Source organism: Allobosea sp. Root483D1 (assembly GCF_001429505.1).
Taxonomy (GTDB): Bacteria; Pseudomonadota; Alphaproteobacteria; order Rhizobiales; family Beijerinckiaceae; genus Allobosea.
In genome coordinates, this window is record NZ_LMJW01000006.1 from 122634 (window position 1) to 146496 (window position 23863).

The window sequence follows — 23863 nt, forward strand, 5'->3', positions numbered from 1 at the left end:
AGGACTGGAGACGAAAACCGTGTCGCGTCACTTGAAGCTCCTCGTCCCGCCGAGCCGCCGACTGATCCTGCTATCCGGCGTTGGCGCCGTGCTATCTGCCTGCAGCGGCGGAACCGGTGGCTTGCCCGGCTTCGACAGCACGGCGACGCCGCAGGGCGGCAGTGCTCAGCCGAGCGGCCCGACCATCGGCGCCGGCTCGGTCAAGGTCGGCCTGATCCTGCCGCTGACCGCCGAAGGCCAGGGCGCGACCATCGGCAACTCGCTCAAGAATGCTGCCGAGATGGCGCTCGCCGAATTCCCCGGGGCCGATCTCACCTTGCTGGTCAAGGATGATCGCGGCACACCGGACGGCGCCCAGGCCGCGACGCAGGAAGCCCTTCGCGAAGGCGCCGAGCTGATCATCGGTCCGCTCTTCGCGCCGTCGGTGCAGGCCGTCGGCCAGGTCGCCCGCGGTGCCGGCAAGCCGGTGATCGCCTTCTCCAGCGACAGCAATGTCGCCTCGCGCGGCATCTACCTGCTCTCCTTCCCGCCCGAGAACGACGTCAACCGCGTCATCGCCTATGCCTCGGCGCAGGGGCGTAAATCCTTCGCGGCGCTGGTGCCCGAGACCGCCTATGGCAAGGTCGTCGAAGGGGCGTTCCAGCAGGCCGTGGCCAATCACGGCGCCCGTGTCGTGGTGATCGAGCGCTTCGGTTCCGACCAGAACAGCATGCGCGCTGCCGCCACCCGCCTCGTGCCGGCGCTGCAGCAGGCGGATGCGCTGTTCGTGCCGGCCGATGCCGCAGCGATGCCGAGCCTCGGCCTCGTCCTGCAGCAGGCCGGCTACGATCCTGCCAAGATCAAGCCGCTCGGCACCGGCGTCTGGAACGACGCCAATGTCGCGCGCGTCCCGGCGATCCAGGGCGGCTGGTTCGCCTCGCCCGATACCGCCGGCTTCAACGCCTTCTCCGGCCGCTACCAGAAACGCTTCAACAGCGCCCCGATCCGCACCGCCACGCTGTCCTACGATGCGGTCTCGCTGGCGGCGGCCCTTGCCCGCACCCAAGGCAGTCAGCGCTTCTCGGAGAGCGTCTTGACCAATGCTTCGGGCTTTGCCGGTGCCGACGGCGTCTTCCGCTTCCGTCCGGACGGGCTTAACGAGCGCGGCCTTGCCGTGCTCGAGCTGCGCAACGGCCAGATCGTCACGGTCAACGCCGCCCCGCGCGACCTCGGCCCGCGCACGAACTGACGCGCCGAAGGCGTGTCATTCTCGGCCGAAGCGTAGCGAAGAGCCGAGAATCTCTTGCAGGATGAGGCGCCCTTCAAGGGCGCTTTTTTTGTCGTGAGATGCTCGGGTCAAGCCCGAGCATGACGGCAGTGTCACCCGCCGATATTGAACGCCGCCAGCGCCGCCATGTTGACGATGTCGGAATCCTTGGCGCCGAGCGGGACGATCTGCACCGGCTTGTCGAGGCCGACCAGCAGCGGGCCGATCACGGTGGCGCCGCCGAGCTCCTGCAGCATCTTGGTCGAGATCGAGGCCGAGTGGAACGCCGGCATCACCAGGACGTTCGCCGGCCCGGTCAGGCGGCAGAATGGGTACTGCGCCATCAGGTCGCGATTGAGCGCGACATCGGCGGCCATCTCGCCATCATACTCGAAGTCGACGCGCTGGCCGTCGAGGATGCCCACCGCCTCGCGCACCTTCTCGGAGCGCTCGCCGGCCGGATGGCCGAAGGTCGAGAAGGCGAGCATCGCGACCTTCGGCTCATAGCCGAGCCGGCGGGCGACGCCGGCGGCCTCGATGGCGATCTCCGACAGCTCCTGCGCCGTCGGCATCTCGGTGATCGCGGTGTCGGCGATGAGCACGGTGCGCCCACGCGTGATCGCGATCGAGACGCCGATCAGGCGGTGGCCCGGCCGATCGTCGATGACGCGGCGGACTTCTTCCAACGCGATCGAGTAGTTGCGGGTGACGCCGGTGACCATTGCGTCGGCGTCGCCGAGCGCGACCATGGCCGCGGCGAAATGGTTGCGGTCCTGGTTGATCAGGCGCTGGCAGTCGCGGAACAGGTAGCCGTGCCGCTGCAGCCGCTCGTATAGGTATTGCGCGTAGGCGGAATTGCGGTGCGAGAGCCTGGCGTTCTGGATCTCGATGCCCTTGGCGGCGAGGTCGACGCCGAGATGCTCGGCGGTCTCGTTGATGCGCTCCTCACGACCGACCAGGATCGCCTTGCCGAGCTCCTGATTAACGAAGGATGCCGCGGCGCGGATGACCTGCTCCTCCTCGCCCTCGGCGAAGACGACGCGCTTGGGATAGCGCCGGACGCGCTCGAAGATGCGGTTGAGCGCGCCGGTGACCGGGTCGCGCCTTGCCGAGAGCTGCGCCTTGTAGGCGCCGGTGTCGACGATCGGCTTGCCGGCGACACCCGTCTCCATCGCCGCCTTGGCGACCGCCATTGGCACGACATGGATCAGCCGCGGATCGAACGGCACCGGGATGATGTAGTCCTTGCCATAGCGCGGACGCGCGCCCTGATAGGCGGCCGCGACCTCGTCGGGCACGTCCTCGCGGGCGAGTTGTGCCAGCGCCTCGGCAGCAGCGATCTTCATCTCCATGTTGATCGTGGTGGCACGGACGTCGAGCGCGCCGCGGAAGATGAAGGGGAAGCCGAGCACGTTGTTGACCTGGTTCGGATAATCCGAACGCCCGGTCGCCATGATCGCGTCGTCGCGAATGGCGGCGACTTCTTCCGGCGTGATCTCCGGATCGGGATTGGCCATGGCAAAGATGATCGGATTCTCTGCCATCGAGGCGACCATGTCAGGTGTGACGGCGCCCTTCTGCGACAGGCCGAAGAAGGCATCGGCTCCCTTCAGCGCTTCCGCCAGCGTGCGCCGGTCGGTGATGGCCGCATGCGCCGACTTCCACTGGTTCATGCCCTCGGTGCGGCCCTGGTAGATTACGCCCTTGGTGTCGCAGAGGATGACGTTGCTGGGCTTGAAGCCCATCGCCTTGAGCAGCTCGATGCAGGCGATCGCAGCGGCGCCGGCGCCGTTGATCACGAGCTTGGTCGTCTGGATGTCGCGCTCCGTCAGGTCGAGCGCGTTGATCAGGCCGGCAGCGGCGATGATCGCCGTGCCATGCTGGTCGTCATGGAAAACCGGGATGTCCATCAATTCGCGCAGGCGCTGCTCGATGATGAAGCATTCCGGCGCCTTGATGTCCTCCAGATTGATGCCGCCGAAGGACGGGCCGAGATAACGCACGGCGTCGATGAACTTGTCGGCATCCTCGGTATCGACCTCGATATCGATCGAATCGACATCGGCGAAACGCTTGAACAGGATCGACTTGCCTTCCATCACCGGCTTGGAGGCGAGCGCGCCGAGATTGCCGAGGCCGAGAATGGCGGTGCCGTTCGTGATGACCGCGACGAGATTGGCACGGGCGGTGTAGTCATAGGCGCGGCTGGGATCCTCGGCGATGGCGAGGACCGGTACCGCGACACCGGGCGAATAGGCCAGCGACAGGTCGCGCTGCGTTGCCATCGGCACGGTAGGAATGATCTCGAGCTTGCCCGGCCGCCCCTGTGAGTGGAAGAGCAGCGCCTCCTGGTCGGTGAAGGTCGGGCGGGTGCGCTTGGGCGGCGGAGAGCGATCGTTCATGCGCTTGTTCTTTTTCACAGGCGTTTCCTCGGAGGGAAACGACCATAGGGCAGCCCCGCTTTCCTCGACAAGGCGCGATCGCGCGACAGCAGTCTTACCGTGGCAGCAGGGATTGGAGCGGGTCTGCAGACGTCAGAGGCCGGCGCGCATGCGCGCGACGCTGTCGCCGACATAGCGGTCGAGCTCGACCGCCTGCTCGCTGACCAGGCGCGCCGCCTCGACGACGCGCGCGGCGGCCTGGCCGGTGGCGTGCGCCTCGCCGCCGGCTCCGGCGACGTTTTCGGTGACGGTCGCGGCCGAGCCGGCGACGGCCTGGGCGTCGAGGGCGATGCCCGAGGCGATCGCGCCCTGGCCGGTGACGACTTGCGCGATGGTGTCCGAGGTCGTCTCGATCGTCCCCATCGTGCCTTCGATCTGCCCGACGGCATCGGCGACGGCGGCGGCCGCGCCGCGAATCTCCTGCAATGTCGCGGCGATGTCCTGCGTCGCCTGCTGCGTCTGCTCGGCGAGGTTCTTGACCTCGCCGGCGACCACCGAAAAGCCGCGCCCGGCGGCACCGGCGCGCGCCGCCTCGATCGTCGCGTTGAGCGCTAGAAGATTGGTGCGCACCGCGATGTCCTCGATGAAGGCGAGCACCGCGCCGACCTTGTCGGCGGCGACTGCGAGCCCATCGACATCGGTCCTGGTCGAGCGGACATGCCTAGCCGCCTGCCGGGCGGTCTCGGCGGCGAGATCGGTCTGGCGCGTCAGCTCGCGGATCGAGGCGTCGATCCGCTCGGCCGCATGGGCGACGCTGCCGATGCGCTGCGAGGCGAGCTCGGCCTGCTGCGTCGCTTCTCCGGCGCGGGCCGTGGTGCGGTTGGCATTGGCGGCCATGCCCTGCGCCGCCTCGAGCATGCTGTGGGCTGAATCACCAACCTGGCGCAGCGCCTTGCCCACCGTCACCTCGAGATTCGCGGCGAGCTCCTCGAGCGCCGAGCGGCGCAGGGCCTCGATCCCGTCACGGCGGGTCTCCAGCGTCTTTTCGGGGGTGACGTCGAGGAGGATCCCGTCCCAGATCATCGTCCCGTCTGGCTGGCGCCGCATGGTCGCTTCGCTGCGCAGCCAGACGATGCCGCCATCGGGCGCGGCATAACGCGCCTCGAAGCGCCAGACGTCATCAGGACCTGTCAGAGCGGCGCGTGCGGCCTCGAAGCGTTGCCGATCCTCCGGCAGCATCTTGCCGAGCCAGGTTTCGGGGTCGCGCTCGACCTCTTCCTTGCTGATGCCGAGCAGGCGGTCGATGGCGAAGGAGGCGAACTGGTAGCGCAGCGTGCCGTCCGGCAAGACCATGCGCTGGTAGAGCGTCCCGGGCGCGCGCTGGATCAGCGTGCGCAGGCGGTAGGCGGTCTCGCGGCGGTCATTGTCGTTGATGAAGAGGAAGCCGGTCAGGAAGATGCCGACCGTTCCGACCAGAATCATCACCGGAACGGCCTCGCGCAGAAAGCGCTCGCCAGCTTCACCCGGAATGAAAGCAGCCGATCCCAGGAGACAGAGCGCGTCGATCACGCTCAGCGCGACGAGATCGCGGCCCGCCAATGAGCGTCCGCGCCGGCGCAGCCAGATCGCATAGGCGATACCAATCGCTGCGCGCATGACGATGCCGTTGATGCCGGTGACCATGCCGACGCCGCCGGTCAAATAGCGCATGACGACGAGTGGAGCCGCGGTAATCAGCGCCGCGATCGGGCCTCCAAGCGGTCCGGCCAGAATCGCGAAGCTGTTGCGGGAATCGATGAGCAAGCCCGGGTAGATTTGGGAGGGATTGGCCATGCTAATCAAGGCGCCGGTCGCGAACAGCAGGCCGACGAGCACCTGCCGCAGCCAAGGCCGGTGATGGACCCAAGGGCCGGCCACGACCAGGAGAAGTCCTGCCAGCAGCAGAAAGAACAGGCTCTGGGCGAGATTGATCAGCAGCAACTTTGCAACTTTCGGCCGCTCGGGTGAGGCGTATCCTGCTTTCGATTGTTGAAAGCCGTCCTAACGGATGGTCTTGCTGGCGCATTTTGCTAGCGTGCCGGGCCCATGCGCCACACCTCGCCCCCCGACGTCGTCAAAACCCCGCCCACAACCGTGGCGGATCCCGCCCGCGTCACGCCGATGATGGCGCAGTACGTCGAGATCAAGGCCAATAATCCCGATTGCCTGCTGTTCTACCGGATGGGCGATTTCTACGAATTGTTCTTCCAGGACGCCGAGATCGCCTCGCGCACGCTCGGCATCGTGCTGACCAAGCGCGGCAAGCATCTCGGCGAGGACATCGCCATGTGCGGCGTCCCGGTCGAGCGCGCCGACGACTATCTGCAGAAGCTGATCGCCGCCGGCCATCGCGTCGCCGTCTGCGAGCAGACCGAGGACCCGGCCGAGGCCAGGAAGCGCGGCGCCAAATCGGTGGTGAAGCGCGACGTCGTCCGTCTCGTCACGCCCGGCACCATCACTGAGGAGCGCCTGCTCGATCCCGGCCGGGCGAGCCTGCTCGTCGCCGTGGCGCGCCGTCGGCTGAGCGACGAGGTTTTTGCCTACGGTCTCGCTGCGCTGGACATCTCGACTGGCCGTTTTGCCGTACTCGAAACCGACCAGCGCGGCCTCTCGGTCGAGCTAGCCCGCCTGGAGCCGCGCGAAATCGTCTGCCCCGACGCGATCCATGACGATCCCGAGCTGAAGGAATTCTGGCGCGACGTCGCAGCGCCCGTGACGCCGCTGGCGCGCGAAGGGCTCGATCCGGCCTCCGGCGAGCGCCGGCTGAAGGAATTCTTCGGCGTCGCCACGCTCGACGCCTTCGGCGCCTTCAGCCGCGCCGAGATCGCCGCCGCCGCCGCTGCGCTTGCCTATGTCGAGCGCACCCAGCTCGGCGCCCGCCCGCCTCTGTCGCCGCCCGTCCGCGAAGGGCAGAGCGCGACCATGCTGATCGACGCGGCGACCCGCGCCAATCTCGAACTGACCCGCACCCTCGCTGGTGAACGCTCGGGCAGCCTGCTCGCCACCATCGACCGCACCGAGACGCCGGGCGGCAGCCGCCTGCTCGCCGAGCGCCTCGCCGGGCCGTTGACCGATTCAGCTGCCATCGGCAGGCGGCACGATGGCGTCACGCTGCTGGTCGAGACGCCTTCGCTGCGCGACGCGCTGCGGCGCGATCTGTCGCGTGTGCCCGATATCGCGCGGGCGCTGGCCCGGCTCTCGCTCGACCGCGGTGGTCCGCGCGATCTCGCCGCGCTCGGCGCCGGGCTGGAGGCGGGGCGCGGCGTCGCGGCGGCGCTGCTGCGCCAGGGCGATCTGCCGGACGAATTGCGCGAGGCGGCGCTGGCGCTCGGCCGCACCGATCCTGATCTGGCGATGCGGCTATCCACGACGCTCGCCGACGAGCTGCCGCTGCTCAAGCGCGACGGCCGCTTCGTGCGCGAGGGTTTTGATCCGGCGCTCGACGAACTCAGGCTGCTCCAGGTCGATTCGCGCAAGGTGATCGCGCAATTGCAGGCGCGCTATGCCGCCGAGACCGATTGCCGGACGCTGCGGATCAAGCACAATTCCATGCTCGGCTATTTCGTCGAGGTGCCGCAGGCGGTCGGCGAAACTTTCCTCAGGGAGCCCTGGCGCGCGGTCTTTGTTCACCGCCAGACCATGTCGGATGCGATGCGCTTCTCCTCGGTCGAGCTCGGCGAGCTCGAAGCCAAGATCGCCTCCGCCGCCGATCGGGCGCTGAAGCTCGAGCTCTCGATCTTCGCCGCATTGACGGAGGCTGTGCTGGCGCAGGCCGAGCCGATCAAGGCGGCGGCGCAGGCGCTCGCGGTGATCGATGTCGCCGCGGCCCTGGCCGAGCTCGCCATCGACGGTGGCTGGACGCGGCCCATCATCGATGACGGTGCCGCCTTCACCATCAAAGCCGGCCGGCATCCGGTGGTCGAGGCGGCACTGAAGCGCCAGGGCCAGCCCTTCGTCGCCAATGACAGCGAGCTCTCGGCGGCGGGCAAGGAGCCGGATGGCCGCATCTGCCTGATCACCGGCCCGAACATGGCGGGTAAGTCGACCTTCCTGCGCCAGAACGCGCTGATCGCGGTGCTCGCCCAGATGGGCTCCTTCGTGCCGGCCTCGAGCGCCCATATCGGCGTGGTCGATCGGCTGTTCTCGCGCGTCGGCGCCGCCGACGATCTGGCGCGGGGACGCTCGACCTTCATGGTCGAGATGGTCGAGACCGCCGCGATCCTCAATCAGGCCGGGCCGCGCGCCCTCGTCATTCTCGATGAGATCGGCCGGGGCACCGCGACCTTCGACGGGCTCTCGATCGCCTGGGCCGCGATCGAGCATCTGCACGAGGCCAATCGCTGCCGGGCGCTGTTCGCGACGCATTATCACGAGCTGACGGCGCTGGCCGACCGGCTCGACCGCGTCGCCAACGCGACCGTCCGGGTTACCGAATGGAACGGCGAGGTCGTCTTCCTGCACGAGGTCGTGCCCGGCGCGGCCGATCGCTCCTACGGCATCCAGGTCGCCAAGCTCGCCGGCCTGCCGCCGGCGGTGGTCGAGCGGGCGCGCGCCATCCTCTCCGAGCTGGAGAAGAGCGAGCGCGAGAAGCCGGTCGCGGCTTTGGTCGACGATCTCCCGCTCTTTGCGGTGCAGATGCGCAGACCCGCGCCGGTTGCAGTGTCAGCTTCGGAGCCCGACAAGCTGCGCGAGGCACTGGGTGCGTTCGACCCCGACGAGATGACGCCGCGGGAGGCGCTGGAAGCGCTCTACAAGCTCAAGCGCCTGAACTGATCAAGCGTCATTCTCGGACGGAGCGTAGCGCAGATCCGAGAATCTCACGACGAGAAGGCGCCGATCGGAGCCTCCTCCGGCCTGAGAGGCTCGGGTCAAGCCTGAGCGTGATGCGCGTCGCTGAGGAACTTTCCAATTCCCTCGGCCGCCACGACACCCGTGGCGAAGGAGCCTTGCAGCAGGTAGCCGCCGGTTGGCGCCTCCCAGTCGAGCATCTCGCCGGCGATGAAGGTGCCAGGCAGGCGCTTCAGCATGAAATCCTGGTCGATCTCCTCGGCGGGAACGCCGCCGGCGGTCGAGATGGCGCGGGTGAGCGAGGCCATGCCAGTCAACCGCAGCCGCGCGGTCTTGATCAGTTGCGCGAGCGCTTCCGGCGCGGCCGGCAGCGGCCCGCTTGCCGTCTCGCGCAGCACCGCCGCGGCCACCGGAGAGAGCCCCGCAGCTTTGCGCAGGTGGTTGCTCAGCGTCTCCCCCGGGCGGCGCTTCGCCAACCTGTTCGCAAGATCCGGCTCGGTCAGGTCCGGACGCAGATCGATCGCCAGGGTCGCCTCGCCATCGCGTTCGATGGCCTCGCGCAGCGGCCCCGACAGCGCATAGATCGCCCCGCCCTCGATACCTCCTGCGTCGATCATCGCCTCGCCCATCACGCGCTGGCCGGCAAAGCTCAGCGCGATCCGCTTCAGCGGCTGCCCGGCGAAGCGCTCGCGCATCACAGGCGACCATGCGACGGCGAAACCGGCATTGGCCGGACGCAGAGGCGCAATGGCGATGCCCTTCTGTTGCAGCAGCTCGACCCAGGACCCATCCGAACCGAGTCGCGGCCAGCTCGCGCCGCCCAGCGCCAGCAGGGTCGCGCGCGGCTTCACGATCTCCTCGCCACCATCGCGCAAGGCGAAACGCAGCGCCCCGTTCTCGTCCCAGCCGGTCCAGAGCCTGCTCGCCTGCAGTGTCACGCCAAGTCCATCGAGCCGCGCCAGCCAGGCGCGCAGCAGCGGCGAGGCCTTCATCGCCCTGGGGAAGACCCGCCCGCTCGAGCCGATGAAGCTCTCGGCGCCGAGCCCGTCGGCCCAGTCGCGCAGTGCTTGCGGTGGAAAAGCGTGGATCGCCGGCTCCAGCCAGGTGCGCGCTTCGCCATAGCGGTCGAGAAGGGCGTCGGTCGGCTCGGAATGCGTCAGGTTGAGCCCGCCGCGGCCGGCGAGCAGGAATTTGCGCGCCGGCGAGGTCATACGCTCATAGATCGCGACGTTGTGGCCGGCTCCGGCCAGCTTCTCGGCCGCGATCAGCCCAGCCGGGCCGGCGCCGATGATGGCGACGTCCGGTCCGCTCAATTGCCGAACACGGTGTTGAGCTGGCTGCCGACCATGATGAAGGTGGTGCGCTTCGGCATCTCCTTGAGCCTGACAGCGCCGATATAGGTCATCGCCGAACGCACCCCGCCCATCAGTTCCTGCATCGTGCCCTCGACCGGGCCGCGATAGGGCACCTCGACGGTCTTGCCCTCGGAGGCACGGTACTTGGCGACGCCGCCCGAATATTTCTTCATCGCCGTGTCCGAGGACATGCCGTAGAACACCATCGCGACCGGCACCTTTTCGCCGTCATGGGTCTCGTAGCGGATCTCGCCCTCGCATTCGTCATGGCCGGCGAGCATGCCGCCCATCATCACGAAATCGGAGCCGCCGCCATAGGCCTTGGCGACGTCGCCGGGCACGGTCAGGCCGCCATCGCCGCAGACCAGGCCCTTCAGGCCGTGGGCCGCATCCGAGCATTCGATGATCGCCGAGAGCTGCGGATAGCCGACGCCGGTCATCTTGCGGGTGGTGCAGACCGAGCCCGGGCCGATGCCGACCTTGACGATGTCGGCGCCGGCCAGGATCAGCGCTTCCGTCATGTCTCCGGTGACGACGTTGCCGGCCATGATCGCCGCATTCGGGAAGGCGTCGCGCGTCGCCTTGACCGTGTCGACGAACTTCTCGGTGTAGCCATTGGCGACGTCGAGACAGATCTTGTCGATCGGCGCCTTGGCGTGGACGGCCTTGAGCTTGTCATGGTCGGAATCGGTCGTGCCCAGCGAATAGAAGGCGTTGGCCGAGCCGGGTTCCTTGAAGAAGCCGATCAGCTCGTCGGCGTCGTAATGCTTGTGCAGCGCGACCATGGCGCCGTGCTTCAAGAGGGCGCGCGCCATCGCCATGGTGCCGACCACGTCCATGTTCGCGGCGATCAGCGGGAAGCCGGTCCATTCGCGGCCGGTATGCGCGAAGCGGAAGCTCCGGTTGACGTCGACCTCGGCGCGGCTGCCGAGCGTCGAGCGCTTCGGACGGATCAGCACGTCGCGGAAGTCGAGTTTCGGATCGTTCTCGATGCGCATGGGCAAAGCTCCGGCGGCTGGCGCAGGTCAAAAAAGGCGCACGCGGCGTGAGGGAGCGTGCCGGGATTCATAGCCGCTCGAACCCTTCGGAGCAATGCGGGGGATGTCGTTCGGATGCCGCAGGCCAGACACTTTAGCGATCTCTAAAGTTTTTGCTGGACAGCCCCTTCGCGCCGCAATACTTAAGCGCATGCTTCACCAACCAGAGCAGCTCGATCTTATGTTCCAGGCGCTGGCGGATCCGAACCGCCGGCAGATGGTGCAGCGGCTCTGCGAGGGGCCTGCGAGCGTCAGCGAGCTCGCTCAGCCATTGCAGATGACATTGTCGGCGGTGGTGCAGCATCTCGCGGTTCTGGAAGGGGCGGGGCTGGTGCGGTCGCAGAAGATCGGGCGGGTTCGCACCTGCCAGCTCGACACGCAGGCGCTGCGGGCGGCGGAGCGTTGGATCAGCGAGCGCCGTGCACTCTGGGAGCGACGTTTCGACCGGCTCGGCGCCTTCCTTGCCGAGCAGGACCAGAATCTGAAGGAAGAAGGCGGAGCATGAAAGACAGAACCGTCGTCCACGCCGATTTCACCATCGAGCGCCGCTACGATGCGAGCCCGGCCCGCGTCTTCGCCGCCTTCGCCGATCCGGTGGCGAAGCGGCGCTGGTCGGCCTGCCATGATGCGGGCGGGCTCGGCGAGCACAGGCTCGATTTCCGCGAGGGCGGCCGCGAGACCATGCGCGGCGCCCCGGCGGAAAGCGGCGTCTACGCCATGAACGCGACCTTCGCGGAGATCCTGCCGGAGCAGCGCATCATCTACAGCTACGAGTTGCTGCGCGACGATATCCGCCTGTCGATCTCGCTGGCGACGATCGAGTTCCATCGCGACGGCGCCGGCACGCGGCTGCTCTTCACCGAGCAGGCGGCCTTCCTCGACGGCCATGACCGGCCCGAATGGCGCGAGCAGGGCTCGCGCATCGGTTTCGACCGGCTGGCCGAGTATCTCGCGCAGGAGCAGGCGCCAGCCTGAACCGCAGCCATCGTCGACCAAAACCCTTTCAACCCGCTCCTTTCCAGAAGCAGGAATGCACAATCATGTCCCTGACGCTCTATTTCCACCCGCTCTCTGGCTTCTGCCAGAAGGTGCTGGTCGCACTCTACGAGAACGAGACGCCATTCACGCCGCAGCTCGTCAATTTCGGGGATTCCACCGAGCGCGCCGATTTCCTGAAGCTCTGGCCGATCGGCAAGTTCCCGCTGCTGCGCGACGACAGCCATGGAAGCCTGGTGCCGGAGACCAGCCTGATCATCGAATATCTCGCCTTGCACTATCCCGGCAAGGTGGCGTTGCTGCCGGAGAATCCGGTCGAAGCGCTCGAAGTCCGGCGGCTCGACCGGCTCTTCGATCTCTATGTCGCCATTCCCATGCAGAAGGTGATCCTCGACCGGCTGCGCCCGGAGGGCAGCCATGACCCGGTCGGCGTCGCCGAGGCCAGGGCGACGCTCGCTTCGGCTTATGACGTGCTGGAGGCGGAGATCGGCGGACGACAATGGGCGCTCGGCGACGCGTTCAGCCTGGCCGACTGCGCGGCCGCACCGGCGCTGTTCTATGGCGAGCGGGCGCTGTCCTTCCGCGACAGCCATCCACGGCTTTGGGCTTATTTCGACCGCCTGCGCACGCGGCCGTCCTATGCCCGCGCTCTGGCCGAGGCCGAGCCCTATTTCCAGTTCTTCCCGCGCGGAGAGGGTGATGCCGGCCTGTCGCGCTAGCTCAGCTGGCGGCCCGGGTCTCGGCTGCCTGCTGCGCCACGACCTCCTCATAGGCCGCGCGCAGCCGCGCCACCACGCGCGGCCCGTCCTGCGGACGTGGAATGCCGAGATGGCTCTCGCGCAGCTCGTCCATGAAGTCGTCGAGCAAGGGTTGCCCGCCATCCTGCAGGATCTGGGCGCGCACCGCCATGTCCGGAGTCACCGGCTGGAAGCGCAGGCCCCAGCTCGACAACTGCGCCAGCACCGGCAGCAGCTGGATGCCCTTTTCCGTCAGGCTGTAGATCGCCTTCTGCTTGTGGCTGGGGTCATCGGCCTTGGTCAGGACGCCCACCGCCAGCAGCGTCTTCAACCGGTCGGCCAGGATGTTCGAGGAGATGCCCTCCTGCGATTTGAGCAGGAGCTCACGGAAATGGCGGCGGCCGCCGAACATCATGTCGCGCAGGACCAGCAGGCTCCAGGCGTCGCCGACGACTTCCAGCGTCAGGTTGATCGGACAGCCCGAGCGGGGATTCGCGTTCATCTCGATCTCCAGAAAACTGCTTGCAATATTGCATCAGTCTACTTATCTCGCAACCAGTTGCAAATCGCAATCAACTAACCACGCCCACCACACTGCTCGAAGGAACGATCATGACCGCCAACCCCGTCGTCCATGCCAGCTTCACCATCGAGCGCAGCTACGCCGCCTCGCCCGCCCGTGTCTTCGCCGCCTTCGCCGACCCCGCCCAGAAGCGCCGCTGGTTCGCCGAGGGGGAGGGCTGGGAGGTCGAGCAGTTCGATGTCGATTTCCGCGTCGGCGGCCATGAGCGCAGCCGCTTCCGCTTCCAGGGCGGCCCGCCGATCACCAATGATACCGTCTACCAGGTGATCCAGCCGAACGAGCGCATCATCCTCGCCTACGCCATGGCGATCGACGGCGCGCCGCTCTCGGGCTCGCTGCTGACGATGGAGTTCGTGCCGGAGGGCGCCGGCACCAGGTTCGTCTTCACCGAGCAGGGCGCCTATCTCGACGGCAAGGATGGGCCGATCCAGCGCGAGGAGGGCTCGCGCGAGCTGCTCGAAAGCCTAGCGAAGCTGCTGGGCGAGCCGGCCGACGCGGCCGCCTGAGGTCCTGCTCAGGCTGAATGGAAGATCAACTCCATTCAGCGACAGTTCATCCCCGGCCGGCTAACCGGCATTCTGGCGGCATCCGAACCGGGAAGACCCGGCGGATGCCGCTTCCGATGTCGCGATCCGGGGGGATCTCTCGACTGTGCTGAAGGCCGTCGATCCGAACACCGTGCCTGCCGGCCCGCCATCCGATTGGCAGGTCACCGGGAACTTCGCCCGTCTCACCGGCGGCTTCTGGCGCGGCGGCACAGCCGGCCGGGCCTGGTTCTGGTCGCTCGCGCTGGCGAGCGCGATCATCCTCTCCGTCTTCGCCAACGTCACCGTCAACCGCTGGAACGGCTGGTTCTTCGATGCGCTCGAGAAGAAGGATGGCGAGAGCGCGCTGATCGCCATGGCGGTCTTCCCGGTGCTGGTCCTAATCGCAGCGGGCCTCGGCGTCATCATCCTGATCTCGCGTGAGACCTTCCAGGTCCATTGGCGCGCCTGGGTCACGGCCAAGCTCGCCGATGGCTGGATCGGCGAGCGTAGATTCTACCGGCTCGGCCTCTCCGGCTACGAGCCGGCCAATCCGGAATACCGGATCGCCGACGATGTCCGCTGGGCGACCGAGCCGGTCGTCGACTTCGCCATCGGCCTGCTCTCGGCCGTGATCACCGCGATCACCTTCATCGGCATCCTCTGGTCGATCGGCGGCTCGCTCAGCGTCGAGATCCGCGGCGTCGCCTTCGAGATACCGGCCTATATGGTGCTCGCGGCGATTGTTTATGCGGTGCTGGTCTCCGGCCTGATCACCTGGATTGGCCGGCCGCTGCCGCGCTTGATCGCCGCCCGCAACGAGGGCGAGGCGCGCCTGCGTTTCGCGCTGATGCGCATCCGCGACCATGGCGAGACCATAGCGCTCTCGCGCGCCGAGGCGGGCGAACGCCGCGCCGTCGCTACGACCTACGACACGCTGGTCACGCGCTGGCTCGCCATGATCCGCCAGCGCGGCCGGCTGACCTGGATCACCAATGGCAGCGGTGCCCTCGTCCCGGTCGTGCCGCTCCTGCTGGCCGCGCCAAAGTACCTGTCCGGCGAGATGTCGCTCGGCGACGTCGTCCAGGTCGCCGCCGCCTTCGTCGCCGTGCAGAACGCCTTCAACTGGGTGCTCGACAACTTCATGCGCATCGCCGAGTGGCTGGCTTCGGCACGCCGCGTCAACGAGCTCGCCATCGCGCTCGGCGCGATCGAGGCCGGCTCGGCGGAAAGCGACATCGTCGTCCTGTCGAGCGAGGAGGGTGGCCTGCGGCTGGAGGATCTGACTCTGACCGATCGCGACGGCCGCACGCTGCTCGCCGATTTTGACTTGGCGCTGCCGGCCGGTGCGACGATCCATGTCGCCGGCGAAATGGGCCACGGCAAGGGCGCTTTGATCCAGGCCGTCGCGGGTCTCTGGCCCTGGGGCCGCGGCTCCGTCGCACTGCCGGATGAGGCGCGCATCGCGGTGCTGCCGCAGCATCTGCACCTCTCGGAAGGCAGTCTTCGGGCCGCGCTCGATCCGATCGGCGGCCATGTCGCCGAACAGGCAGGCGAGGTGCTGCGACGCTACGGCCTTTCAGGTCTCGTGCCCCAGATCGATCTGTCGCGCGATTGGGACAAGGCGCTCACCACCGGCGACCGCCAGCGCCTCGCTCTGGCAAGGGCCGAACTGGCCGAGCCCGACATCCTCGTGCTCGACGAAGCGACGAGCGGGCTCGAGACCGATGCCGCGCTGGAGCTGCTGGCACGGCTGAGGGCCGCCCGGCCGCAAGCGGTCATGTTGCTGATCGGTCAGAGCCCCGGCTTTGCCGAGGCCGCCGACCGCCACCTCACAATGCGCCGGGCCGGAGGCGTAGCGCGCATCGCTTCCAGCGATGGCGCGCGTCCGGCAGCGCTCGCCGAAGCCGGCGGTAGCTGAGCTTCGGGCGCAATCTGGATCGATCCATTCAGCGCCGGCTAGACCGGCCTTTCAAAACGGAGCTTTGTTATGTTGAACATCTGGGACGTCTATTGGGGCCTGCGGGTCGAGCAGTGCCCCTGCGACGTGCATTTCGTCGAATGGCTGGAAGAGCAGGGCCTGACCGGCAAGCGCATCTATCATTTCGGCACCGGCGGCCACCATTATGTCGGCATCCGCTGCGCCGAGCCGGAATTCGACAACACGGTGCTCGGCATCACCGCCTCGCCGAAGGAATACGAGGCCTTCGTCAAGCTCGCGATCGACAATCCGACGATCACCAAGACCTATTCAGCCTATTTCGGCGACATCTACACCAGCAATGCCCGGCTGCTGCCGCGCTTCGACGTCGTCACGCTGTTCCACTCCTGCGAGTTCCGCAGCGAGAAGAACGACGCCTATGGCGCGCTCACCGATCTCGAGGTGATGCAGCTCTTCACCGACCAGACCGACGCTGGCGGCTATATCCTGTTCTACACCGGCTCCTTCGCCTATGAGGCGGCCAAGCCGATCATCGCGGACTGGGCGACGTCGCATGCGGTCGAGGAGATCGGCGAGTTCAAGACGCTCCGCGTCTTCCGCAAGACCGCCTGATCGAGCAGGCCGAGCCCGTAGAGCATGTGCCCGTGCGTCCGAGTTTGGATGAGATAGCGTCCGCCCTCGGACGCCCTGAGGTTCTGTCAGCAGTCGTCATCGAGCGCGGACAGAACAATCTCGCGCTCGACACCGGGGAGCTGATCATTCGGCTTCCCCGGCACGATGACGCGCGTCGCGATATCGTGCAGGAAGCGAAGACCCTTGCGGCACTCGCCAGCCGGTTGCCGCTGCCTATCCCAAGCGTAAGCATCATCAGGCTTGCTTCTGGCATTGCCGCCACGCACGCGAAACTGGCCGGAACGCCTCTGCTGAATCTCGCCGGTATGAGCGATGTGCAACGTCGACGGCTGGCAAGCACGCTCGCCGGCTTCCTCCTCGCCTTGCACGCGCTGCCGCTCGATACGCTCGGCGTGCCTGCCGGAACGGACGATCCCCTGGGGGAGTGGCACGAACTCTTGGCCAAGACTGACGAAAAGGTCCTGCCACTGCTGCCTGCCGACACTGCCGCCGCGGTCCGGGGTGTGTTCGAGCAATTCCTATCAGCCGATGATCTGCCGCACGCTGCGGCGATCATCCATGGCGATTTCGGCACGGGGAACATACTCGTCGATGACGGGCAGGTGTCTGGCATCATCGACTTTGCCGGGTGCGCGATCGGCGACCCCGCCTATGACCTTGCCAGTCTGTCGGCGGGTCTGGGTGACGATTTCCTTGCGCTCTTGCGGCCGCATTATCCCGGAATCGATGCCATGTGGGATCGGATCCGCTTCTATCGCAGCATATTCCCGTTGCTGGATGTCCTCTTCGGTCTGGACCATGGCGATGAGGGCGCGCTGAATGCCGGGCTTGAGGAACTCCTGCGTCGCGAGTGCTTGCCGCCTCGACTTGTACAACCCGGCGATTGGCGCTAGCTCTCGGCCGTCGATCCACTTGGAACCGAGGGCTGCGTGATCACGTTCTTTCGTCACCATCGTCAGCGCGGCCCCGTTCAGGCCCTGCAAGCCGGCTTGCAGGGCTGACCGCACAGGCGATCCCCACGGTTCTCTTTTCGGTCTGCCCTTCGTGAGGGCGTAGCGTCTTCGAGCCCAGAGCTCGGCTCAGCTGCGCCTGATCCCCTCATCGAGCCAGGCGTTCCGCATTCGTGATGCTCCGGGGCAAGGACCCCCGGGCCGAATGACGGCGCGCGGCTCGGGCAGTTCCGAGACCGACCATGACCCTGATCACCCTGCGCAATCTGAGCGTCACGCTGGGCGCGCCCCTGTTCTCCGACCTCTCCCTCTCCCTCGTTGGCGGCGACCGCCTCGGCCTCGTTGCCGCCAACGGCCGCGGCAAGTCGACCTTGCTGCGCTGCCTCACCGGTTTTCTCGAGCCGTCAGCCGGCGAGGTCACGCGTTCGCGCGGCCTGCGCATCGGCCATGTCGAGCAGGACGCTCCGCCGCATTTGCTGGGCCAGCCCGTCGACCAATTGCTGCTCGAACAGTTGCCGGCCGACCAGCGCGAGAGCGAGCATTGGCGCGTCGACGTCGCGCTCGACACGCTCGCCGTGCCGGCGGAGTTGCGCCGACGCCCGCTCGGGCAGTTGAGCGGCGGCTGGCAGAGGCTCGTCCTGCTCGCCCGCGCCAGCATCGCCGAGCCGGATCTGCTCCTGCTCGACGAGCCGACCAACCATCTCGATCTCGCCCGCATCGGCCTGCTGGAGGGCTGGCTCGCCGCCCTGCCGCGCGACATGGCCGTGATCCTGTCGAGCCATGACCGCGCCTTCCTCGATGCGACGACCAGCCGGACGCTGTTCCTGCGCCAGGAGCGCTCGCAGCTGTTCGCGCTGCCCTATTCGCTGGCTCGCGCGGCCCTGGACGAGAGCGACGCCGCGGCGGCACGCCAGCACGAGCGCGACCTCAAGAGCGTCCAGCACATGCGGCGGCAGGCGGCGAAGTTGAACAATCTCGGGATCAATTCGGGCAGCGATCTCCTGTTGAGCAAGACCAAGCAGCTGAAGCGGCGGGCCGATGAGCTCGAAGCGGCGGCGCGTCCGGCCCATCGCGAGCGTTCCGCCGGCGCGATCAGGCTCGCCGGCAGCGCGACGCATGTGCGGGCGCTGGTCGAACTCGATGACGTCGCGATCGAGACGCCGGACGGGCGTTTGCTGTTCAGGAGCGGCAAGCGCTGGATCAGCCCCGGCGACCGGATCGTGCTGCTCGGCCTGAACGGCGCCGGCAAGTCCCGCTTCATCGGCATGCTCCACAAGGCGATTGCCGGTGACGATCAGGCCGGCGTCAGGCCGACGCCTTCGCTGGTCCTCGGCTATGCCAGCCAGGGTCTCGGCGAATTGCCCGATCACGATACGCCGCACGGGCTGATCAGCCGGCGCTTCGATGTCGGCGACCAGCCGGCGCGCGGCCTGCTCGCGGGCGCCGGCATCGTGATCGATCGCCAGACCGGGCCGATCGGCGCGCTCTCGGGTGGGCAGAGGGCGCGGCTCGCCATGCTGGCCCTGCGCCTCGCCCGGCCGAATTTCTACCTGCTGGACGAGCCGACCAACCATCTCGACATCGACGGGCAGGAAGCGCTGGAGGCCGAGCTCACAGCCGGCGAGACCAGCTGCCTCCTCGTCTCGCATGATCGCAGCTTCGTGCGGGCCGTCGGCAATCGCTTCTGGCGGATCGACAGGCGGCGGCTGGTCGAGGTCGATGATCCCGAAGCCTTCTTCCGGGAGGCGATGGAGGCGGAGGGCTGACCGCCTCGATCGTAGCCGTCATGAAGCGGCCGACGCGTCCTGCGCCGGCCTCATGGCGCGTATTCGCCGCGGCACACCGTCTTGTGCATCGCGGCGAAGGCGCTATCTCTCGGGTCCGGCCGCCAAGGCCAGCCGCTAGAGCAGGATGCGAAAAAGTGGGAACCGGTTTTTCGCATCCTGCTCTAATTCTTAGATAAGAGACGGATTCAGATTTCAGATGGAACCGCAAAGCGATTCCATCTGAAATCATCCGGCTCTAGCAACCCGCCTTGCCCGCTGCATTCAGCGCGGGCGCAACCCGACAAGAGCACTGATGTCGTTCGGCCCGCACGAGCCAGGAATGCCGTTGCGCAAGCGCAGCCGCTGGTGGTGGCTCGGCCCGCTCGCCTCGTCGGTGATCTTCATCGCCTCGCTGGTGGTGCTCTACTACATCGTCCGTGAAATCGAGCCGGCCGAGATCGCCAGCACCTTCTCGCGGACGAGCTGGCGCCAGATCGGATTGGCGCTCGGCTTCACCGCGCTGAGCTATCTGCTGCTCACCGGCTATGACGCATTGGCGCTGAAGCGGCTCGGCCTCTCGATCCCCTATCGGACCACGGCGCTCGCCTCCTTCACCAGCTATTCCGTCGCCTTCACCCTCGGCTTTCCGATCGTGACCGGCGGCACGGTGCGCTACTGGGTCTATTCGGCCAAGGGTGTGCGCGCCTCCGAGGTCGCGAGCCTCACCGTGATCGCCGGCCTGACCTTCTGGCTCGGCCTCGGCATGATCCTGTGCGCCAGCCTGTTCTACGCGACGGAGCCGGTGGCACAGCTGGCGCGAACCTCGCCGCTGGTGATCCAGGCGGTCGGTGTCGCCGTCGCGTTCGGGACGATCGGCTATCTCGCCTGGGTCGCGACCGGCGAGCGCACCTTGCGGGTCCGCGGCTGGAACCTGCCGCTGCCGGGTCTCGGCGTCACGCTGGCGCAGATGCTGCTCGGCGCCGCCGAGGTCTGTGCTGCCGCTGCCGTGCTCTTCGTCCTGCTGCCGGGCGGGCACAACCTCGAATACCCGGCCTTCCTGGCCGCCTATATCTTCGCCTGCCTGATCGGCATCGCCAGCCATGCGCCCGGCGGTGCGGGCGTGTTCGAGGCGACCATGCTGCTGGCGCTCAACCGGCTGCCCTATGAGCAGGTGGTCGGCGCGCTCGTGCTGTTCAGGATCATCTACTACATCCTGCCCTTCATCCTGGCGCTGGCGCTGCTGGCGCTGAACGAGATGATCCGGCGGATCAGGCGGCACGAGATCTGAGGCGCAGCCTCGTCGAGCATGATCAGGCAAGCGCAAACCTTGACGCGGCCGCCCGCCGACGCCAACTCGTTTGAACCGGGTGCGCGTCGAGGAAGTCGTCGGCCCGCGGGGGGAGCCTTTGGACGCGACGAACCTCATCGAAGAGATCTACGAGGCCGCCGTCGTGCCGGAGAGATGGGCGGGTGTGCTCGACCGGCTGGCGGCGCGGGCCGGCGGTGTCGGCACGATCCTGTTCGCGGCCTCGCCGAACCGGTTCCAGTGGACTTCGTCCAAAGCCATTCACGCCGTCACGGCCGAATGGGTGGCTTCGCCCTTCGCAGCGGAGAATTTGCGGGGCAGGCGCCTGGTTCCGCTCTACGAGCCACGTTTCCTGACGGATCTCGACGCGATCACGCCGGACGAGATCGAGCAGGATCCGTTCTATCGCGATTTCCTCAGGCCGCGCGGCTGGGGCTGGTGCGTCGGGACCTCGATCCGCTCGACCAGTGGCGACAGCATCGTCTTTTCGATCGAGCGCCTCCACGCGGATGGCCCCGTTCCACGCGAGACGGCGGCGGCACTCGATCAGTTCCGGCCTCATCTCGCCCGGGCCTCGATCATCTCTGCGCGCCTCGGCCTCGAGCGGGCGCGTGCCAGTGTCGCGGCCCTGGAACTGGTCGGCCTGCCGGCGGCCATCATCACGGGCCGCCACAGCGCGCTCGCGGCCAATGATCTGATCGTGAAATGCGCGGCGTTCGAGATCGGTGCCTTCGATCGCGTGCGTCTCACCGATCCCGCGGCGAACGAGCGCCTGCAGCGGCATCTCGATGCGGCCGGAGACGCCGGCTTGTCGTTCCCGATCCGGGCGTCCGGCGGGCGGCCCGCCTTCGTGGCCCATCTGGTCCCGCTCAGGCGGGCCGGGCTCGACGTCTTCTCCGGCGCGGCGCAGCTGTTCTATCTCACCGAGGTCGGTCGCGGCGAAGCGCCGTCCGCCGCCATCCTCGAAGCCCTCTTCGATCTCAGCCCGGCCGAAGCGAAGGTCACGCGGCTCTTGCTGGCGGGCGGCACGGTCGCCGGTATCGCAAGCAGTCACGGGATCCGGCCCGAGACCGTGCGGGGCCAGCTCAAATCCGTCTTCGCCAAGACCGGCGTGCGCCGCCAGGCCGAGCTGATCCAGCTCCTCGGCGGCATTCAGGCCCCGGGCACGCCGGGCTTCGGCCTGTCGGGAGTCGCCGGGATCGGCACGCGTGGATAGCGCTTCGTCGTCCGGTCGTGCAGGAGGAGAATTGCGCTGCGCCACCGCTCCGGCCTAAGACGCCTGGCCGCAGATCACGCATCGGAAGGCAGGAGCCGCATGCACGCTTTGGTCGATCCTAGGGCGCCGGTCACCGCGGCGCTGATCGAGGCCATCGGCGTCCCCGCCGTGCTGCTCGACCCGCAGGGCGTGATCCAGGCGCTGAGCCCGACGGCGCCGGCGCTGGTCACCGCGCTCGCCAAGGGCAAGCCGCTCGCCCTCGTCATGCGCGACCCAGATCTGATCGACGCGATCGAGCAGGTCTCGCGCCATGGCGGCCGCCGCGCCGTCGAATTGATCGAGCGCGTGCCGGTCGAGCGTACCTTCCGCATCCATATCGCCGCACTCGCCGGCAGCGGCTGGCGGCGAGCGGTGCTGCTGACTTTCGAGGATCTCAGCGAGCAGCGCATGACCGAGCGCATGCGCGTCGACTTTGTCGCCAATGCCAGCCACGAATTGCGCACGCCGCTCGCCTCCGTGCTCGGCTTCGTCGAGACCCTGCAGGGACCGGCGCGCAACGATGCCGTCGCCCGCGATCGCTTCCTGGCGATCATGCGCGAGCAGGGCCTGCGCATGGCGCGCCTGGTCGACGACCTGCTCTCGCTTTCGCGCATCGAATTGCGCGCCCACCTCGCGCCGGAGACGCCGGTCGACCTCTCCAGCATCGCCCGCGAGATCCTGGATTCGCTTGTGCTGATGGCGCGCGAGCGCGAGGTGACGCTGAAGCTCGACATTCCGCAGCACCCCGTCACCGTCGCCGGGGACCGCGACGAATTGCTGCGGCTGATGGAAAACCTCGTCGAGAATGCGATCAAATACGGCCAGCGCGGCGGCGAGGTCGGCATCGCCATCGGGATGTCGGGCGAGGAGGCCAGCCTCAGCGTGCGGGACGACGGGCCCGGCATCGCGCCGGAGCACCTGCCGCGCCTGACCGAGCGCTTTTACCGCGTCGATACCGCTGCAAGCCGAGAAGCCGGCGGTACGGGCCTCGGTCTCGCCATCGTCAAGCACATCGTCCTGCGCCATCGCGGCAGGCTGACCATCGAGAGCGTCGTCGGCCAGGGCGCGACCTTCCGGGCGGTCCTGCCGCGCTTGCCGGAGGCGACCCGTTAACGATTTGTGACGAGGCGCCGGCCGCTTTCATGACTGTGTGTCATCCAGCTGTCATACAGCCGGTGTTCTAGCAGGGCCGCTGCACTTGCGATCCAGAGAGGACATCTGATGCGCAAACTTCTCATTCTCACGGCCGCTGCCATCGGCCTGTCGGGCGCTGCCCAGGCTGCCGACATCACCGGCGCCGGCGCAACCTTCCCCTTCCCGATCTACTCGAAATGGGCCGAGGCCTATAAGAAGGAGACCAATATCGGTCTCAACTATCAGTCGATCGGCTCGGGCGGCGGCATCCGCCAGATCAAGGCGAAGACCGTCGCCTTCGGCGCCACCGACGCCCCGCTCAAGGGCGACGAGCTGACCAAGGAAGGCCTGATCCAGTTTCCGACGGTGATGGGCGGCGTCGTCCCGGCGATCAACATCGCTGGCGTCGAGGCTGGCAAGCTGAAGCTGACCGGCCCGGTCCTTGCCGCGATCTATCTCGGCGACATCAAGAAGTGGAACGATCCCAAGATCGCCGCCCTCAATGCCGGCGTCACCCTGCCGGATGCCAACATCAACCCGGTCTACCGTTCGGACGGCTCGGGCACGACCTTCGTCTTCACCGACTACCTCTCGAAGGTTTCGCCCGACTGGAAGTCGAAGCTCGGCACCAACACCGCCGTGCAGTGGCCGGTCGGCATCGGCGGCAAGGGCAATGAGGGCGTCTCGGCTTCGGTGAAGCAGGTCGCCAACTCGATCGGCTATGTCGAGTACGCCTACGCCAAGCAGAACAAGCTCTCCTTTGCCCTGATCCAGAACGCCGACGGCAACTTCCCGGCCCCGGACGACAAGGCCTTCCAGGCCGCTGCAGCCAATGCCAACTGGAACGAAGCTCCCGGTTTCGGCATCTCGCTGAACAACCAGAAGGGCGCCGACGCCTGGCCGATCACCGCCGCGACCTTCCTGCTGATCCACGCCAAGCCGGAGAAGCCGGAAGAGACCCAGGCCGCGCTGAAGTTCGTCGACTGGGCCTTCAAGAACGGCGACAAGCTCGCCCTCGACCTCGACTATGTGCCGCTGCCGGCCGGCGTCAAGGACCAGGTCCGCAACGCCTGGAAGGGCGTGACCGACCCGGCGGGCAAGCCGATCTTCTGATCGCTCCCGCACACGAAAACGGGGCGGGGGCCGGTCACGGCCCCCGCTTCCGCGACGACCAGAGTATCGTTTCGCCCC

At 67.5% G+C, this 23863-nt stretch carries 19 protein-coding genes; 14 read left to right on the forward strand and 5 right to left on the reverse strand.

The genetic code is table 11. The features are described 5' to 3' along the window. Positions 1-19 precede the first annotated feature (19 nt). The gene (locus ASE66_RS09625; RefSeq protein ID WP_156412085.1) at positions 20-1228 is read left to right on the forward strand and encodes a penicillin-binding protein activator; all 1209 of its coding nucleotides are present in this window, start codon (positions 20-22) and stop codon (positions 1226-1228) included. Between the two features lie 131 nt (positions 1229-1359). On the opposite strand, the gene ASE66_RS09630 is transcribed toward ASE66_RS09625, so the two are convergent. Both ASE66_RS09630 and ASE66_RS09635 read right to left on the reverse strand, forming a co-directional pair. Beyond that, on the reverse strand, positions 1360-3648 hold the full coding sequence (locus ASE66_RS09630; RefSeq protein WP_057189452.1) for an NADP-dependent malic enzyme: 2289 nt from the start codon (positions 3646-3648) through the stop codon (positions 1360-1362). Between the two features lie 132 nt (positions 3649-3780). Next, positions 3781-5607 (reverse strand): methyl-accepting chemotaxis protein, encoded by a 1827-nt coding sequence (locus tag ASE66_RS09635; protein ID WP_057189403.1) that lies wholly within the window; start codon positions 5605-5607, stop codon positions 3781-3783. Positions 5608-5712: 105 nt separating this feature from the next. Between ASE66_RS09635 and mutS the strand changes: the two genes are divergently transcribed. Further along, positions 5713-8439: a DNA mismatch repair protein MutS gene (mutS, locus tag ASE66_RS09640; protein ID WP_057189404.1), complete on the forward strand. Its 2727-nt coding sequence runs from the start codon at positions 5713-5715 to the stop codon at positions 8437-8439. A gap of 95 nt (positions 8440-8534) precedes the next feature. Here mutS and ASE66_RS09645 read toward each other — a convergent pair whose 3' ends face one another. Together ASE66_RS09645 and ASE66_RS09650 are read right to left on the reverse strand one after the other, a co-directional pair. Further along, on the reverse strand, positions 8535-9767 hold the full coding sequence (locus ASE66_RS09645; protein ID WP_057189405.1) for an NAD(P)/FAD-dependent oxidoreductase: 1233 nt from the start codon (positions 9765-9767) through the stop codon (positions 8535-8537). Beyond that, a complete protein-coding gene (locus tag ASE66_RS09650) occupies positions 9764-10807 on the reverse strand; it encodes a GMP reductase (protein WP_057189406.1) in 1044 nt (347 codons plus the stop codon). Before ASE66_RS09650 ends, ASE66_RS09645 begins: the two co-directional genes overlap by 4 nt. Before the next feature lie 190 nt (positions 10808-10997). Here ASE66_RS09650 and ASE66_RS09655 point away from each other — a divergent pair, with 190 nt between their 5' ends. The 3 genes from ASE66_RS09655 to ASE66_RS09665 all read left to right on the forward strand — a co-directional run bounded on the left by ASE66_RS09655 (position 10998) and on the right by ASE66_RS09665 (position 12561). Beyond that, positions 10998-11351: an ArsR/SmtB family transcription factor gene (locus ASE66_RS09655; protein ID WP_057189407.1), complete on the forward strand. Its 354-nt coding sequence runs from the start codon at positions 10998-11000 to the stop codon at positions 11349-11351. Then, entirely contained in the window at positions 11348-11821 is a 474-nt protein-coding gene (locus tag ASE66_RS09660) for an SRPBCC family protein (protein WP_057189408.1), read from the forward strand. Before ASE66_RS09655 ends, ASE66_RS09660 begins: the two co-directional genes overlap by 4 nt. Positions 11822-11886: 65 nt before the next feature. Beyond that, positions 11887-12561, forward strand: a complete 675-nt coding sequence (locus ASE66_RS09665) for a glutathione S-transferase family protein (protein ID WP_057189409.1) — start codon at positions 11887-11889, stop codon at positions 12559-12561. A gap of 1 nt (position 12562) precedes the next feature. Here the strand turns inward: ASE66_RS09665 and ASE66_RS09670 are convergent, their stop codons facing one another. Further along, positions 12563-13081: a winged helix-turn-helix transcriptional regulator gene (locus ASE66_RS09670; RefSeq protein WP_057189410.1), complete on the reverse strand. Its 519-nt coding sequence runs from the start codon at positions 13079-13081 to the stop codon at positions 12563-12565. A gap of 110 nt (positions 13082-13191) precedes the next feature. On the opposite strand from ASE66_RS09670, the gene ASE66_RS09675 reads away from it, so the two are divergent. The 9 genes from ASE66_RS09675 to pstS all read left to right on the forward strand — a co-directional run bounded on the left by ASE66_RS09675 (position 13192) and on the right by pstS (position 23785). Beyond that, the gene (locus ASE66_RS09675; RefSeq protein WP_057189411.1) at positions 13192-13668 is read left to right on the forward strand and encodes an SRPBCC family protein; all 477 of its coding nucleotides are present in this window, start codon (positions 13192-13194) and stop codon (positions 13666-13668) included. A gap of 145 nt (positions 13669-13813) precedes the next feature. Beyond that, positions 13814-15607: an ABC transporter ATP-binding protein/permease gene (locus ASE66_RS09680; protein WP_057189412.1), complete on the forward strand. Its 1794-nt coding sequence runs from the start codon at positions 13814-13816 to the stop codon at positions 15605-15607. Positions 15608-15676: 69 nt separating this feature from the next. Then, a complete protein-coding gene (locus tag ASE66_RS09685) occupies positions 15677-16240 on the forward strand; it encodes a hypothetical protein (protein ID WP_200964571.1) in 564 nt (187 codons plus the stop codon). 44 nt (positions 16241-16284) lie between these two features. Further along, positions 16285-17154 (forward strand): phosphotransferase, encoded by an 870-nt coding sequence (locus ASE66_RS31310; protein WP_210178639.1) that lies wholly within the window; start codon positions 16285-16287, stop codon positions 17152-17154. Positions 17155-17453: 299 nt separating this feature from the next. Then, a complete protein-coding gene (locus ASE66_RS09700; RefSeq protein ID WP_057189415.1) occupies positions 17454-18977 on the forward strand; it encodes an ABC-F family ATP-binding cassette domain-containing protein in 1524 nt (507 codons plus the stop codon). Positions 18978-19317: 340 nt separating this feature from the next. Then, positions 19318-20265 carry a lysylphosphatidylglycerol synthase domain-containing protein gene (locus tag ASE66_RS09705; protein ID WP_057189416.1) on the forward strand — a complete coding sequence of 316 codons (948 nt, stop codon included), beginning with the start codon at positions 19318-19320 and terminating at the stop codon, positions 20263-20265. 118 nt (positions 20266-20383) lie between these two features. Further along, positions 20384-21499 (forward strand): helix-turn-helix transcriptional regulator, encoded by a 1116-nt coding sequence (locus ASE66_RS09710; RefSeq protein ID WP_057189417.1) that lies wholly within the window; start codon positions 20384-20386, stop codon positions 21497-21499. Positions 21500-21598: 99 nt separating this feature from the next. Beyond that, entirely contained in the window at positions 21599-22651 is a 1053-nt protein-coding gene (locus ASE66_RS09715; RefSeq protein ID WP_057189418.1) for an ATP-binding protein, read from the forward strand. Between the two features lie 108 nt (positions 22652-22759). After that, positions 22760-23785, forward strand: coding sequence for a phosphate ABC transporter substrate-binding protein PstS (gene pstS, locus ASE66_RS09720; protein WP_057189419.1), 1026 nt, complete (start codon positions 22760-22762; stop codon positions 23783-23785). The last annotated feature ends 78 nt before the right edge of the window (positions 23786-23863 follow it).

Excerpts from the sequence above, each read along its gene's own strand:
- ASE66_RS09630 (WP_057189452.1), bottom strand. The coding sequence starts at position 3,648 with ATGAACGATCGCTCTCCGCCGCCCAAGCGCACCCGCCCGACCTTCACC.
- mutS (WP_057189404.1), top strand. The coding sequence starts at position 5,713 with ATGCGCCACACCTCGCCCCCCGACGTCGTCAAAACCCCGCCCACAACC.
- ASE66_RS09650 (WP_057189406.1), bottom strand. The coding sequence starts at position 10,807 with ATGCGCATCGAGAACGATCCGAAACTCGACTTCCGCGACGTGCTGATC.
- ASE66_RS09655 (WP_057189407.1), top strand. The coding sequence starts at position 10,998 with ATGCTTCACCAACCAGAGCAGCTCGATCTTATGTTCCAGGCGCTGGCG.
- ASE66_RS09660 (WP_057189408.1), top strand. The coding sequence starts at position 11,348 with ATGAAAGACAGAACCGTCGTCCACGCCGATTTCACCATCGAGCGCCGC.
- ASE66_RS09665 (WP_057189409.1), top strand. The coding sequence starts at position 11,887 with ATGTCCCTGACGCTCTATTTCCACCCGCTCTCTGGCTTCTGCCAGAAG.
- ASE66_RS09670 (WP_057189410.1), bottom strand. The coding sequence starts at position 13,081 with ATGAACGCGAATCCCCGCTCGGGCTGTCCGATCAACCTGACGCTGGAA.
- ASE66_RS09675 (WP_057189411.1), top strand. The coding sequence starts at position 13,192 with ATGACCGCCAACCCCGTCGTCCATGCCAGCTTCACCATCGAGCGCAGC.
- ASE66_RS09685 (WP_200964571.1), top strand. The coding sequence starts at position 15,677 with ATGTTGAACATCTGGGACGTCTATTGGGGCCTGCGGGTCGAGCAGTGC.
- ASE66_RS09700 (WP_057189415.1), top strand. The coding sequence starts at position 17,454 with ATGACCCTGATCACCCTGCGCAATCTGAGCGTCACGCTGGGCGCGCCC.
- ASE66_RS09705 (WP_057189416.1), top strand. The coding sequence starts at position 19,318 with ATGCCGTTGCGCAAGCGCAGCCGCTGGTGGTGGCTCGGCCCGCTCGCC.
- ASE66_RS09715 (WP_057189418.1), top strand. The coding sequence starts at position 21,599 with ATGCACGCTTTGGTCGATCCTAGGGCGCCGGTCACCGCGGCGCTGATC.
- pstS (WP_057189419.1), top strand. The coding sequence starts at position 22,760 with ATGCGCAAACTTCTCATTCTCACGGCCGCTGCCATCGGCCTGTCGGGC.